General features: G+C 55.1%; 13 protein-coding genes. 2 read left to right on the forward strand and 11 right to left on the reverse strand.

Annotated elements, in window-relative coordinates; all coding sequences use genetic code 11:
• Positions 1-29 precede the first annotated feature (29 nt).
• The 5 genes from F3J26_RS19015 to F3J26_RS19035 form a co-directional block, all read right to left on the reverse strand.
• Positions 30-1,472 (reverse strand): leucyl aminopeptidase, encoded by a 1,443-nt coding sequence (locus F3J26_RS19015; protein ID WP_166995432.1) that lies wholly within the window; start codon positions 1,470-1,472, stop codon positions 30-32.
• Entirely contained in the window at positions 1,469-2,437 is a 969-nt protein-coding gene (locus F3J26_RS19020; RefSeq protein ID WP_166995434.1) for a glycosylasparaginase, read from the reverse strand. The genes F3J26_RS19015 and F3J26_RS19020 overlap by 4 nt, the downstream gene beginning before the upstream one ends.
• A gap of 6 nt (positions 2,438-2,443) precedes the next feature.
• Complete coding sequence (gene celB / locus F3J26_RS19025; RefSeq protein WP_008461020.1) at positions 2,444-3,751, reverse strand: PTS cellobiose transporter subunit IIC; 1,308 nt, start codon at positions 3,749-3,751, stop codon at positions 2,444-2,446.
• Positions 3,752-3,943: 192 nt separating this feature from the next.
• Complete coding sequence (gene mcbA, locus F3J26_RS19030; protein WP_008461021.1) at positions 3,944-4,201, reverse strand: DUF1471 family periplasmic protein McbA; 258 nt, start codon at positions 4,199-4,201, stop codon at positions 3,944-3,946.
• 192 nt (positions 4,202-4,393) lie between these two features.
• Positions 4,394-5,020, reverse strand: a complete 627-nt coding sequence (locus F3J26_RS19035) for a flavin reductase family protein (RefSeq protein WP_166995436.1) — start codon at positions 5,018-5,020, stop codon at positions 4,394-4,396.
• Between the two features lie 101 nt (positions 5,021-5,121).
• Between F3J26_RS19035 and rlmF the strand changes: the two genes are divergently transcribed.
• Positions 5,122-6,063: a 23S rRNA (adenine(1618)-N(6))-methyltransferase RlmF gene (gene rlmF, locus F3J26_RS19040; protein ID WP_166995438.1), complete on the forward strand. Its 942-nt coding sequence runs from the start codon at positions 5,122-5,124 to the stop codon at positions 6,061-6,063.
• On the opposite strand, the gene ybiO is transcribed toward rlmF, so the two are convergent.
• The 6 genes from ybiO to rhtA form a co-directional block, all read right to left on the reverse strand.
• The gene (gene ybiO / locus F3J26_RS19045; RefSeq protein WP_166995440.1) at positions 6,064-8,319 is read right to left on the reverse strand and encodes a mechanosensitive channel protein; all 2,256 of its coding nucleotides are present in this window, start codon (positions 8,317-8,319) and stop codon (positions 6,064-6,066) included.
• 127 nt (positions 8,320-8,446) lie between these two features.
• The gene (glnQ, locus tag F3J26_RS19050; protein ID WP_008461025.1) at positions 8,447-9,169 is read right to left on the reverse strand and encodes a glutamine ABC transporter ATP-binding protein GlnQ; all 723 of its coding nucleotides are present in this window, start codon (positions 9,167-9,169) and stop codon (positions 8,447-8,449) included.
• Positions 9,166-9,825, reverse strand: coding sequence for a glutamine ABC transporter permease GlnP (gene glnP / locus F3J26_RS19055; RefSeq protein ID WP_008461026.1), 660 nt, complete (start codon positions 9,823-9,825; stop codon positions 9,166-9,168). Before glnP ends, glnQ begins: the two co-directional genes overlap by 4 nt.
• A 127-nt stretch (positions 9,826-9,952) precedes the next feature.
• Positions 9,953-10,699: a glutamine ABC transporter substrate-binding protein GlnH gene (gene glnH / locus F3J26_RS19060; RefSeq protein WP_008461028.1), complete on the reverse strand. Its 747-nt coding sequence runs from the start codon at positions 10,697-10,699 to the stop codon at positions 9,953-9,955.
• Between the two features lie 361 nt (positions 10,700-11,060).
• Entirely contained in the window at positions 11,061-11,564 is a 504-nt protein-coding gene (gene dps, locus F3J26_RS19065; RefSeq protein ID WP_039301421.1) for a DNA starvation/stationary phase protection protein Dps, read from the reverse strand.
• Positions 11,565-11,873: 309 nt separating this feature from the next.
• On the reverse strand, positions 11,874-12,761 hold the full coding sequence (gene rhtA / locus F3J26_RS19070; protein ID WP_008461030.1) for a threonine/homoserine exporter RhtA: 888 nt from the start codon (positions 12,759-12,761) through the stop codon (positions 11,874-11,876).
• A gap of 371 nt (positions 12,762-13,132) precedes the next feature.
• Here rhtA and ompX point away from each other — a divergent pair, with 371 nt between their 5' ends.
• Positions 13,133-13,642, forward strand: coding sequence for an outer membrane protein OmpX (ompX, locus tag F3J26_RS19075; RefSeq protein ID WP_008461031.1), 510 nt, complete (start codon positions 13,133-13,135; stop codon positions 13,640-13,642).
• Positions 13,643-13,684 lie beyond the last annotated feature (42 nt).

The following is a 13,684-nucleotide window of genomic DNA, read 5'->3' on the forward strand; positions in this document are numbered from 1 at the left end:
CCCATTGGGGCGTTTAATTCATGGCAACGCTATTTCCCTTCACACAGCGACAGGAAATACTGCGTCAGCAAATGTGCCGGGCGGCCGCTGGCCTGGGTGAATTTCCCACGCGACAGCGCGGTGCCGCTGACGTCCAGATGTGCCCATGGACGCTGGGGGCAGAACTTACTCAGGAACTGGGCGGCGGACACCGCAATGGCGGCGTTGTTGGGTGGCGTGTTGGTGTAGTCGGCAATGACGCTTTTGACCTGACCGTCAAAGCTTTCGTCCAGCGGCAGCGGCCAGACGCGATCCTGTGTCAGGCTACCTGCCTGCTGCAGGCGCTGGCTTAGGGCTTCATTGTTACTCATTAAGCCCGAAATATCGTAGCCCAGCGCTTTGACCACCGCGCCGGTCAGCGTAGCGACGTCGATCATTTCGACGGGCTTAAAACGCGCTGCGGCGTAGCTGAGCGCGTCGGCGAGAACCAGCCGCCCTTCGGCGTCGGTATTAATAATTTCTACGCTGGCCCCCGAGTAGGAGCGCACGACGTCACCCGGCATCATCGCCGTGCTGCCGGGCATGTTTTCCGCCAGCGCCATAAGGGCCACGACGTTAATAGGCAGCTTAAGACGCTTCACCGTTTCCATCATGCCGAACACCACTGCCGCGCCGCACATGTCATATTTCATGGTGCGCATGCCTTCACCTTCTTTCAGCCACATTCCGCCGGTATCGAAGGTGATCCCTTTCCCGACGAGGGCGTAAACTGGCGCTTCTTCGCTGGCACCCTGCCAGCGCAGCGTCACCAGCCGGGGAGGGTTGACGCTGCCTTTTCCCGTGGCGTGCAGGCAGCCGAGTCCGTGGTCAAAAATGGCCTGCTCGTCCAGAATCTCGCACTGGGTTTGCGGGTGTTGGCGGGCCCAGGTTTCCGCCCGCAGCGCCACATCCTGTGGCCGACAATTCAGCGCGGGTAAATCCGCCAACTGGCGAGAGAGCAGCATGCCCTGCGCGATGGCTTCGGCCTGGGAAGCCAGACGGCGAGCCAGCGCATTATTGGGTTCGGTAATCAACCACAGCTCGCCATTGCTTTGCGGTTCGTCTTCGCGATAGCCCAGCTGCGGCAGCTGATAGAAGCGGTTGAGGAGGGCAATCAGCAGCGTGCGCAGGCGAACAAAGGTGGTTTCATCCGCCAGATTAAAGCCCGCGAGATCCAGCGCCACGGGCTGCAAAACAGGGGAGGGCAGCAGCGCTTCGGCGGCGGAAAGCAGCTGGCGAAGTACGGCTGGCTGAGTGATTTCTGCTGAAGGCAGCAGCGACAGCCGCGCACAGATACCCCGTAAACCAAAGGTGGTGGTTTGCGGTTCATCGTGGGTTGACATCTCTTCCAGCAAGGATTGCAGGGCGTTTGGCCAGCGGCTTAGGGAAGTGTCCCACAAGATAAGATGAGCGTTGTTAAAGGCTGCATCGGGTGAAACGAGTATACATTTCATTGGATTACCTCCGCGGTGATGCGCTGCTTATAGGCGTCCAGCCATTCGCTGTCTGCCGGGCGGATGACCGTGCGGTTGCCGTCCCTGGTAGTGAGAAACACCTGGGCGGGCTGCGCTGGAGTGGCAACAGAGAAGGAGAAGTTGTCGATGGTTGTCGCCGCGCCGTATTCGCCCCGGTTGTTCATGCAGACGACGGACAGGTCGCCTGCCCGGCCGTAGCGGGCAATCAGTCGGGCTTCAAGATCGTACACGGCGGACTCAGCCGCGCGCTGGGGAGACATGCCGCGCGCCATGCGGCTGACGATTTCATAGCTGATACAGCCTTTCATCAGGTCTTCCCCGAGGCCGGTCGCCGTCGCGGCACCCACTTCGCTGTCGGCGTAGAAGCCGGAGCCGGAGACCGGGGAATCGCCCACCCGGCCAGGGCGTTTCATAAACAGGCCGCTGGTGGAGGTGGCGACCGACATTCTTTGCTGGCCGTCAAGGGCGATAACCCCCACGGTGTCGTGCCCGGTGTACGGGCTTAAGCCGCGATCCAGTGTTTCGCGCTTGCGCTTCAGGTAATGGTTGTACGCGCGCTCGGTCAGCATGGTTTTACTTTCAAAACCCCGATCTTTGGCCCACGCTTCGGCACCCTGGCCGACCATAAAACTGTTGAAGCGCTCTTCGCTCAGGGCTTTGGCCACCAGAATCGGATTGGCAATATTTTTTACCCCCGCCACGGCACCGAGCGCGAGGCTGGTACCGTCCATAAAGGCGGCGTCGAGTTCGACTTCGCCTTGTTCATTCGGCAGGCCGCCATAACCGACCGATTTATAGAAGGGGTAATCTTCCACGCATTTCACCGCGTGCACGACGGCATCGCTCGCCGAACTGCCTTGCTGCAGCCGTTCAGCCGCTTCACCTATCCCTTCCCATGCCATACGCCAGGTGGCGATCGTTCCCCAGTTTGCTGCTAACGTCATGTTTAACTACTCCGTGGCGGGTTTACGTTCAGTCACTTGAGCCGGTGATTCATTGGCCCGATATTGCCGGTCGACCACTTTCAGGAACGGCAGATAAATCAGCGCCCCGATGCACAGGTTGATTATCTGGATAACCGCGCCGCTCAGGTGGCCGGTGACGATAAATCCGCTTAATACCGGCGGCAGCGTCCAGGGGATATACACCCCGGTGGTGGTGGCTACCATGCCAATGGACATCGCGATGTACTGCACGGTGACCAGCACCAGCGGCACAAGGTTGAACGGGATCAGCATGACGGGGTTCATGATGACCGGCAGGCCAAACAGCACCGGCTCGTTAATGTTGAAGATGGAGGAGCCGACGGCCAGGCGCGAAACGTTTTTGATGTGCTGGCTGCGGGCAAACAGCAGCATAGCAATCACCAGAGACAATGTAGCGCCCGCGCCGCCCATCCAGATCATGTCGTAGAACTGTTCCGTCACTACGTGCGGGGGAGGCATCCCGGCCTGCGTGGCGGCCAGGTTATCCATTTGGTTTTCCATCCAGAACGGACGGAGGATGCCGTTGACCATCGAGCCGGAGTTGATCCCCACCGACCACAGGCTGGTGATGCTGAAACAGGTGAACAGTGCGCCAATGTAAGAGGTGCCGAAGTGGCGAATCGGCGTCGCCAGCACTTCATACACGAACTGGTGAATGGTGTGGTAGTCGGTTTTGGCAAACAGCACGCGAACCGCCAGGGCGACAATCAGAATCAGCAGCGAAGGGATGAGGGCGGCAAAGGATTTTTGCACCGCCGGTGGGACGCCGTCCGGCATTTTGATCACCCAGTTCTGGCGCAGCATCCAGGCAAAAAGCTCCGTGCTCGCCAGCGCACCTAGCATCGCCACAAACAGCCCCTTCGATCCCAGCCATTCCATCGGGATCAGGTTGCCGACGTCCGGGTGCTTCGCAAAAGGCGTGAGGATCAGAAAGCAGGAGAGGGACAAAATGCCCGATGACATTCTGTCGATGTCGTAGCGTTCCGCCAGCCGGTAGGCCACCAGAAAACTGATAAACACCGCCATCGTAGAGAAGATGGCGTTAAAAGGGATCTCAACGGTGGCGGACCACCCCTCACCAAAAACAGAAGCCATAAACTGCTGGTAATGGGTACTTGGGAAGGACGAGATCACCAGCAGAATGGAACCAACGATAATAAACGGCATGAACGAGATATAGGCGTCGCGAATGGCGCCGAGGTGGCGCTGCTGCGCCATTTTGGCAGCCAGCGGCATCAGCCGGGCTTCTAATGCGGCCATCAGGTTTTTCATTTTACCGCTCCGTAAGTAATCACAAGAGACAATTCTTGCGTGCTTCTACCTTAGTGGTTGTTCGGGGCTAATAAAGTGAGTTAATTCACAGATGAGCCATATAAGTATCATATGATTGCTTAAATGATTTGAGGGTGAAGGTGCCATAAAAATGCCCCGCAAAGCAGGGCATTATGTTGGCCGGAACGCGGGCTATTTGTAGATAGTGGCGGTGCCGTACAGGCGGTTATCGCCGCCGGCGGAGTTAATTACATAGCCGGTTGCACCCTGTTCCTTCGCTTTTTCAGCCAGTTTAGCCTGGAGATCGTCAAGGTTAGACGCTTTGGCGGTGACGGTACCAAAAGGTTGCATCTGTCCGACGTTTGCGTTACTCATTTCCTGGGCTGCCATGGAGGCAAAAGGCAGTGCAGCAAGAGAGATAACCGCAGAGAAATACAGCAGTTTTTTCATCTTTACATCCTCTTGAGCGTTGAGAGCAAAACACCTTTTTGTTGTCTGACAATTACAGTCTAGTTCCCCTTTGGGCAGGCGATGGCGCAAAAAACTGATGTACTTGTGCGTGTTTTTTGAACGATAAAACTTGACCAAATGCTGACAAAAAAGCCACAACCAGGTGGCTGATTTTATTTGTTTTTTTCTGGTTTAGCGCGCGTCGGGGCGAACCAGGTCAAAACGCTGTGATTCATCAACCGTGTAATAGGCGGTTGGCCCTCCGGCCCGCAGCACGGGTTGCGCCAGCGCGGTCTGGTAGATGCCGTCGATAAGCAGGTGTTCGTCGATGTGTACGGCAACCACTTCCCCCAGCACCAGCCAGCTGTTCAGCTCGTCGCCGTCGGCAGAGGTCAGGCGAATGCACTGCGACAGGCGGCATTCAAAGTTGACCGGGCTTTCAGCCACCAGGCTGGCGCTGACCTTGGTGCCTGCTATTGGCGTCAGGCCCGCTCGCTGGAACTCATCTTCTCCTCTGGGGAGCGTGACGGAGGTTTCATTCATCTGTTCTGCCAGCGGGCGCGTGGCCAGGTTCCAGACGAATTCTTTGGTGTCGAGGATGTTCTGGACGCTGTCTTTCCAGCCGGTGCTGGAAAAACCAATGATCGGTGGACGATAGTTAAAGCAGTTAAAGAAGCTGTACGGCGCGAGATTGCGCTGGCCCTGCAGGTTGCAGGAGGAAATCCAGCCAATAGGGCGCGGCCCGACAATGGCGTTAAGCGGATCGTGTGGTAAACCGTGGCCTTCCGAGGGCTCGTAGTAATAACGTTTTTTACTCATTACGCACCTGAATTCATGTTGGAAAGGTCAAATCGTCAGCGATGTATTTACCCGACGCGGAGAGCAGAGTATCTTACGCGGCCACACAAGGAGAAGCCCCAATGAAAACCCCTGCCGACACCAAACCTGGTTTGCACCCGCGTAACCGTCACCGTAGCCGCTATGACTTTGCCGCATTAACCGCGAGCAGCCCGGCGCTGGCCGAGTTTTTACGCCCGGGGCCGCACGGCGACACAACCGTTGACTTCGCAAATCCGCTGGCGGTGAAGGCGCTGAACCAGGCGCTGTTGGCGCATTTTTATCAGGTTAAGCAGTGGGATATCCCCGAAGGGTACCTTTGCCCGCCAGTGCCGGGCCGGGCGGACTATATTCACCATCTGGCCGACCTGCTGGCGGAAGGCAACGGCGGCGTTGTACCTGCCCAGGCTTCCGTCCTGGATATCGGCGTCGGCGCGAACTGCATTTATCCGCTCATCGGGCAGCACGAATACGGCTGGCGCTTTACCGGCTCTGAGCTGGACGGCGATGCGTTTCGCAGCGCGCAGCAAATTGTAGACGGCAATCCTGGGCTTAGCCGCATGATCCGTCTCCGTCGCCAGAAAAATGCTGGCTGCATTCTGGACGGCATCATCCACAAAAATGAAACCTATGATGCCACGCTATGTAATCCGCCATTCCACGGTTCAGTCGAGGCGGCCCGCAGCGGCAGCGAGCGTAAGCGCCGCAATCTTGGCCAGGACGCAAGCGCCGCGCTGAACTTTGGTGGTCGTGAGCAGGAGCTGTGGTGCGAGGGGGGCGAAGTGGCCTTCGTCAGCCAGATGATCAAAGAAAGTAAAGCGTTTGGCCGCCAGGTGCTGTGGTTTACGTCGCTGGTTTCAAAAGGTGAAAACCTGCCTGCGCTGTACCGCGTGATGCAGGAAAACGGCGTGGTGAAAGTGGTGAAAAAAGAGATGGCACATGGGCAAAAACAGAGCCGTTTTATTGCCTGGAGCTTTATGGATGATGCCCAGCGCGCACGCTGGGCGAAAACCCGCGGGAAATAATTAGTTGGCTGTGCTGGTGGGCGGCAGCGCGCCGGCCGCCGCCTCTGTGGCCTGTAGCGCCTGTGCTGCATCGGCACCCGGCTGCATGACCTGCACGGTTTGCACCGGGGGCCTGATGCCCGCTTCATCAAAGTGTTTTTTGACCATTCCGTCGAGCGCGTAGCGCACCGTCCACTGTTTTAGCGGCAGGGTGGTAAAGGTCACGCGTACTGTGAAGGCCTGGTTCGTCAGCCCCACAATGCCTGAGAACAACGGCTCGCCAATGACCAGCAGACGAATATCTTCCTGGCCCATCAGCGCGTCCACGGCTTCTTTCAGTACCCGGTTGGCGTTGTCCACGTCCTCCTGCCTGTCGACGTCGTAGTTCGCGACGAAAGAGCCAATCCCGCGGACAAAGTTGGCGAAGGTCGTTATCGATGACCACGGAATAATATGGTAAGCCCCCGTATCCTGGCGTACGCCCACCGAACGAATCGACATTTTCTCGACTGTGCCTGTAATCGCGCCGATGGTGACGTAGTCGCCGGTATTCATCCCATTTTCAAACTGAATGAATATCCCGGTAATAATATCCTTCACCAGGGTTTGCGAACCAAAGCTTATCGCTAGCCCCAGCGCCCCCGCCCCCGCCAGCAGAGGTGCGATGTTCACGCCGATTTCAGAAAGCAAGATCATGATGGTGATGGTGCTGATCACCACGGCCAGCGCGTTACGGAACAGCGTTAGCAGCGTGCGGGCTCGCGCGCTTGGCATCGGGCGGCCGTGGATATCCGACGCAAGGCGGTTTTCGATCAGGCTTGCCAGCAGCGTCCAGCCTACCGCCGAGAAGAAAAGGATCAGTACAATGCGGATCAGTATATCGACGGTTTTTTCTCCGGCACCCTCAGTGAGCCATTGCCAGACATCGAAAAGCCCCCAGGCGTCCAGCAGCAGCATGACTGCGACGCAAACGGTAAGAATACGTGCCAGCTTCAGCGAGACGGAGATCCAGCCATTAAGACGCTTTTGCAGCTCGGGGTAATTGCGCTGCACCTGTGGAGAAAGGGTGATGGTTTTTGCTATCCAGCGCGAAAGCATGCCGGAGATAAACGCCGCCACGCCGATGATGGTCAGGCTGTGCAGTGAGGCGCCCATCATAAATTTCAGGCTGTTGCCCGGATCGAAAAGCGAAAGGAAAAACAGCACCACAAAATAGAGACAAGCGAGCCAGTGCCAGATGAGCGCAAAAGCACGAATAAACAGGCTAAAGAAGCTCATTGAGCGATCTGCCAGGTGAATCAGGCTTTGCTGGATGGCGCGTTTGTTGTGAAAAATCAGATATAGCGCCCAGACGGTAATCAGTAGCATGACCACCACGTTAACCATGGCGCTAATCTGGGCGTTGACCTGATTGGCGAGAATCGGCACCACCACCAATAACCCGTAGCCGATGATGGTACTTAGCCAGGAAAGGCGAATACTCCAGTAGCGGGCGCCCTGGTCGCCGATGGGGAAGGGGCGTAGCGCCGGGAAACGCGGGCTGAAAATGAGGCGCAGAACAGCCTTGAAGAACTCGATAAGCCCAAAGGCATTAAGAAATAGCCCCTGCTGGCGCGCGATAGTGGCGTTGCCTGCGTTCATTTTGTCACTCAGGAGCTGCCCGACGAATAGCGTTAACGCCAGCAGCAGGATGTCCACCGCAAAGGCGCCGAGGATGGTCACCGGCAGGTGAAGCCAGTTGGTATGATCGCGGTTTTTTCTTCGTCCCCAGTCGCCCATTTTGGCCCACAGCGGCCTGACGCCGGCGCGAAGCAAGAAATAGAACACAAAAACGGCGCTGGCGAGCATCGCGAAGTGGCTCAGCGCATTGAAGAAAGTCTGCTGGTTAAAGGCTTTCCTCGGTGCGCTGGCGATATTTTGCTGGAGCAGCTCAAAACGCTGCGTAAGTTCTCCCCCATAGCGGCGGCTGACGTCGGTGACGTTTTCGAGCACGGTTTTGTCTTCAGTGAGCGTATCCGGTGGGGCAATAACCGGCATGGTCTGTGAGGTGCCGTCAGCGGCGACTTTGCGAAGCTGCTCGATGAGTTCACTCCGGGACTTTGGGTTGTCCAGCACGTCGGCGAGCGCCGAGTACGCTTTTTTCTTTTCTTCTACGCTGGGTTCTGTTTGTACGGCGCTGCCCTGGGATGTCGAGGCGGCAACGGCGGCAGCGGGTAAGGTGACTGCATGGCCGGGCAGGCTCATCAAGCTAAACAGTAATATCAGGATCCATCGCACAGCGCTCCTCCGGACTGAGAAAATCTGACAAAGGAGTAAGTATAGTGGCTGAGATTTTGGCGAGGAGAAAAGCGGGATGATTCCAGAAAAATCAGGGCGGCTGGAATTTGCCGCCCTGAGTCAGGCGTTATGCGACGTGCTGCAGAAACTCGCGCAGACGCGGGCTCGGCGGGTTGTCGATAAGTTCTTGTGGGTTGCCGTCTTCCGCCACGCGACCTTTGTCGATAAAGATCAGGCGAGAAGCCACTTTCGCGGCAAAGCCGACTTCGTGGGTCACGATCACCATGGTCATGCCTTCTTCGGCCAGGTCCTGCATCACTTTCAACACTTCATGACGCAGTTCCGGGTCGAGGGCCGACGTTGGTTCATCAAACAGCATCATCTTCGGCTTTACGGCAAGGGCACGGGCAATAGCCACACGCTGCTGCTGGCCGCCAGAAAGCTCTGACGGATAGTGATGCGCGCGTTCCGCCAGGCCAACCTTCGCCAGCAGCTCTTTCGCCAGCTTCTCAGCGGCGTCTTTTTTCATGCCGCGGACGCGAATCGGGCCGAAGGCGACGTTTTCCAGCGCCGTCAGGTGCGGGAACAGGTAGAACTGCTGGAACACCATGCCAGCTTCCTGACGGATCAGGCGATCGTCTACCTTCGGATCGTTCACTTTCAGGCCGTCAACAATCAGGTCGCCGCTGGTGATCTCTTCCAGCTTGTTGATGCAGCGCAGCAGGGTTGATTTGCCGGAGCCGCTTGGCCCGATAATCACCACCACTTCACCCTGTTTGATGTTCAGGTCAATGTTGTGCAGCACCTGGGTTTGGCCAAAGTGCTTGGAGACATTTTTAAATTCAATCACAGGATTTTCATCCTTCTTTCAAGGCGACGCAGCACGAAGCTCAGCACCAGGGTAATAATCAGATAGAAGACCGCAACGGCGCTCCAAATCTCCAGCGCGCGGAAGTTACCGGCGATAATTTCCTGACCCTGACGAGTCAGCTCTGCTACACCGATAACGATGAACAGCGAGGTGTCTTTGATGCTGATGATCCACTGGTTACCCAGCGGCGGCAGCATACGGCGCAGCGCCAGCGGCATAATCACGTGACGGATGGTTTCACGTTTTGACAGCCCAAGCGCAAGGCCCGCTTCCTGGAAGCCTTTATGAATTGAGAGCACAGCACCACGGGTGATTTCCGCGATGTAGGCTCCGGAGTTGATCATGATGGTGACGACCGCCGCGCTGAACGGATCGATACGCAGATCGGTAAAGGCCATCGGCAGGGCGAAGTAGATAAACATCACCTGCACCACAATTGGCGTGCCGCGAATCACTTCGATGAAAACAAGCGCTACGTGGTTGGCAATCCAGCCGCCGTAGGTACGAGCAAAGCCCGCCACTAAACCAATTACTAAACCGCCGCAAAGACCCAGGATAGAAATCCATAGGGTCATCTTAGCGCCTTCAAACAAGATGGGAATTGCAGGCCAAATGGCGCTCCAGTCAAACTGCATGATGTGTTCCTGTTGTCTACCGTGGTTCACCTCTTCGGGCTTCAGGCCGGGGCCTTGCAGCGTGAGAGGCGTTTAATAATAAGAGGGGCGAAAGGCGCCCCTCAGGTCTTACTCATACTTAGAATTATTATTTAGGCTCGGTACCGAACCATTTTTTGTAGATTTCGTTGTACGTGCCGTTCTCTTTCAGGGTTTTCAGCGCGCCGTTGATTTTGGTGCGCAGTTCGTCGCTGCCTTTAGGCAGGGCGATACCGTACTGCTGAGCTTCCAGAGACTCACCTACCGCTTTGAACTGACCGTTGCCGGCGGTTTTGATGAAGTACAGGATGTTTGGCGTGTCGTGCAGAACCGCGTCAGCGCGGTTGGTGCCCAGTTCCATGTAGGCGTTATCGATGTTCGGGAACTGACGCAGGTCTTTGGTTTTGATGTTAGCTTTTGCGTAATCAACGGAGCCGGTGCCGCCTTTAACAGCAACCACTTTACCGTCCAGATCTTTCACGCTTTTGATGTCGTTGTTATTGGCTTTGACCATCACCAGCAGGCCGCTTTTGTAGTAGCCGTCGGAGAAGTCGATCGCTTTTTCGCGCTCAGGAGTGATGGTGATCCCGGCCAGTGCCAGGTCCACGTTTTTGGTTTGCAGGGCAGGGATGATGCCGCTGAAGTCCATTGGCTTCAGGGTATAGTCCAGCTTCAATTCTTTGGCGATAGCCGCCCACAGATCCACGTCAAAGCCGACATACTGATCGCCTTGTTTAAATTCAAAAGGAACGAACGCGGTGTCGGTCGCAACGACCAGTTTTTTATCAGCGGCATGGGAAGATACAGCGAAAGCCAGGGTAAGTGCAGCCAGTGAAACTTTCAAAATCGACTTCATAGCATTTCCTTTGTTAATCCACGGGGCGATCCCCTGCGTCAGCGGCGACTCATGAAAGAATCGTGCCAAATTTGCAACTTACTGTTTTGCAAGGATGTGATTATTTAACATTGCACATTGAGCGTTGCAAGCAGGTCATAACGCACCGTTATGGTGCACCATTTTGGTGCGCAAAATGAGCCGGCAGGGTAGGGGTTAGTTTTACCGCGAAATCAGTGGACAAAACAATCATTCGTTAACGATTGTGTGAGGTGATTATTACATTTGATTAACTTTGGGCTATCAATTAATCGATGGCCTGCGCTGTTTTGGTGCAGGCTCCGCCCCCGGGCGGAGGAGGAGCCATAGAAAAATGCTCTGGTTACTCGATATTGGACTCAATGAACCACAGGAATTTGTCCAGATCGCGGGAAGCGGCGGTGAAAATATCTGCGGTATCTTCGTCTTTTGCTTCACCAATGGCTTTACGCACATCGTTCGCCACGATGGCATAGCGATCGGCCAGCTCTTTCAGGTGCTCCTGAACGGTGTGAATGTCCAGCGGATAGCTTTTCAGCGGAGTTTTGCTGTTGATCACCTGAGTGGTGCCCAACGCCACGCCGCCAAGCTGCACGGCACGTTCTGCCATGGTGTCCAGGTGCTCGGTCAGCGCCGTACGGAAGCCGTCCAGCATTTCGTGCACGGCAATAAAGTTAGCTCCGCGCATATTCCAGTGAGCCTGCTTGGTAATCAGCGACAAGTCGATGAACTGGACGACCTGGCGATTCAGCAGCTCGATAGTGGCTTTTTTCTCGCTGTCTTTTACATCATTGCGGGTATATAGCAGGTTTGTAGATTTAGTTTTTACCAGTTTAGCGGTACTCATAATCTTTCATCCTCTTGATGTTGGTGTCCCAATGAATTACCGGGGATAAGTATAGCACCACTTTTTTACTTTGCTGGTGAGGGTAATACCTATCAAACCGATAGTAAGAGAAAAATGGAAAAGATTAATTTGTTATTTAACAGCTGGTTATTGAGTGTTCTTAATTTATGTCAAAAATCATGAATAAATATGACGGCGAAAAGAAAATAATTCTTATTGAGTATTACAGTTGACGGGAATATAAGTGCTTGATTACGGATACATCATTTAATGCGGCAATTATCACCGCATTAAATGCAGGGCAACAGATTAATTTATGTCGACGTTTTTAATCTGTGCTTCGCGTTTCATGGTCAGCGTTGATCCCACCGATGCTGCGATGATGGAGAGCAGAGCCAGCCATTGTACCAGGGTCAGGTGCTCCCCGAGGAACAGCATACCTGACAGGGCCGCAAGGCCAGGCTCAAGGCTCATGAGTGTGCCAAAGGTGCGGGTAGGGAGTCGGGTTAACGCAATCATCTCCAGCGAATAAGGCAGCGCCGTGGAAAGCACGGCAATGGCCAGGCCGACGGGCAGCAGCGACCACTGCAGCAGCGAGCTGGTGGCTTCCCAGGCGCCCAGGGGGACAAAGATAATGGCAGCAATCAGAGAACCAAACGCGACCGTGGCGGGGCCGTGCTCAGCGCCCGCTTTTTGCCCGGCAATAATGTAGATAGCCCAGCAGGCACCGGCCCCGAGGGCGCAGGCAGCACCGGTCAAATCTACCTGGGAGATGTCCTGGCCGAGGGGAAGCAGGAACCACAGTCCGGCCACCGCCAGCACCACCCAGATAAAGTCCACGGCACGGCGTGAGCCAAAAAGCGCCACGGCAAGCGGCCCGGTAAACTCCAGCGCCACCGCGATGCCCAGCGGTACCGTGCGCAGAGAGACATAAAAGAGGTAATTCATGCTGCCCAGCGCCAGCCCATAAAACAGTAAAGGCAGGCGTTGCTCTGGCTTAAAACGCAGGCGCCAGGGTTTAAAAATCACCGCGAGAATAAGAGTGCCTAAAAACAGGCGCAGCGAAGTGACGCCCTGGGGACCGATTAGCGGGAATAATGATTTCGCCAGCGAGGCGCCGCTTTGAATCGAGGTCATGGCGATAAGTAAAACTACGATCGGTAGCCAGCGCGGCATATTACGGGAGGTTTGCGGCATCCTGTACCTTGTCAGTATTTGTCTATGTTTGGTCAAGAAAATAAAAGTCTGCCCAGTCTAAAGGATTAAGTTATGGCTGGTTGAACTTTCATTAAGAAAAATTCTCATGGCGTGGAGTACGATCCGGGGGCTTTTGTCAGTTTGTGTCAAAAATAATTCCAGAATTATCTGAATGACGATGTTATTAAAGGGATTAAAATTTGCCGTCGCGAAGCGGTATTTTCCTGATTTTTTAGTGATTTAGCATGTAGTGGAAATGTTATGTTACAGGAAAAAGATCGTTAGACAACACAATTGGCGAAGAGTTTCTGTCATGGTTTTGTTATATTTAAAACTTAGGACTTACTTGAAGCACATTTGAGGTGGATATTATGAAAAAAATTGCATGTCTTTCAGCTCTGGCCTGTGTTCTGGCCGTCTCCGTAGGTACCGCATCTGCAGCAACCAGCACCGTAACCGGTGGCTATGCTCAGAGCGATATGCAGGGCGTTGCTAACAAAGCTGGCGGTTTCAACCTGAAATACCGCTACGAAAATGATACCCCGCTGGGCTACATCGGCTCCTTCACCTACACCCAGAAAAGTGACACTTCTAACGACGTGTACACCAAAGGCCAGTACTACGGCATCACCGCTGGTCCTGCTTACCGCATCAACGACTGGGCAAGCATCTACGGTGTAGTGGGTGTTGGCTACGGTAAATTCCAGGCGACTCAATTCCCAGGCGCTCACGATTCCGTTAGCGACTACGGCTTCTCCTACGGTGCTGGCCTGCAGTTCAACCCAATCGAAAACGTTGCTCTGGACTTCTCCTACGAGCAGAGCCGTATTCGTAGCGTTGACGTTGGCACCTGGATCGCTGGCGTAGGCTACCGCTTCTAATATCCCTTTCGGGATAGAAATAAAAAATCCGCCCAAGTGGCG

Origin of the sequence: Enterobacter sp. Ap-867, from assembly GCF_011752855.1 — a bacterium.
Classification (GTDB): domain Bacteria; phylum Pseudomonadota; class Gammaproteobacteria; order Enterobacterales; family Enterobacteriaceae; genus Cedecea.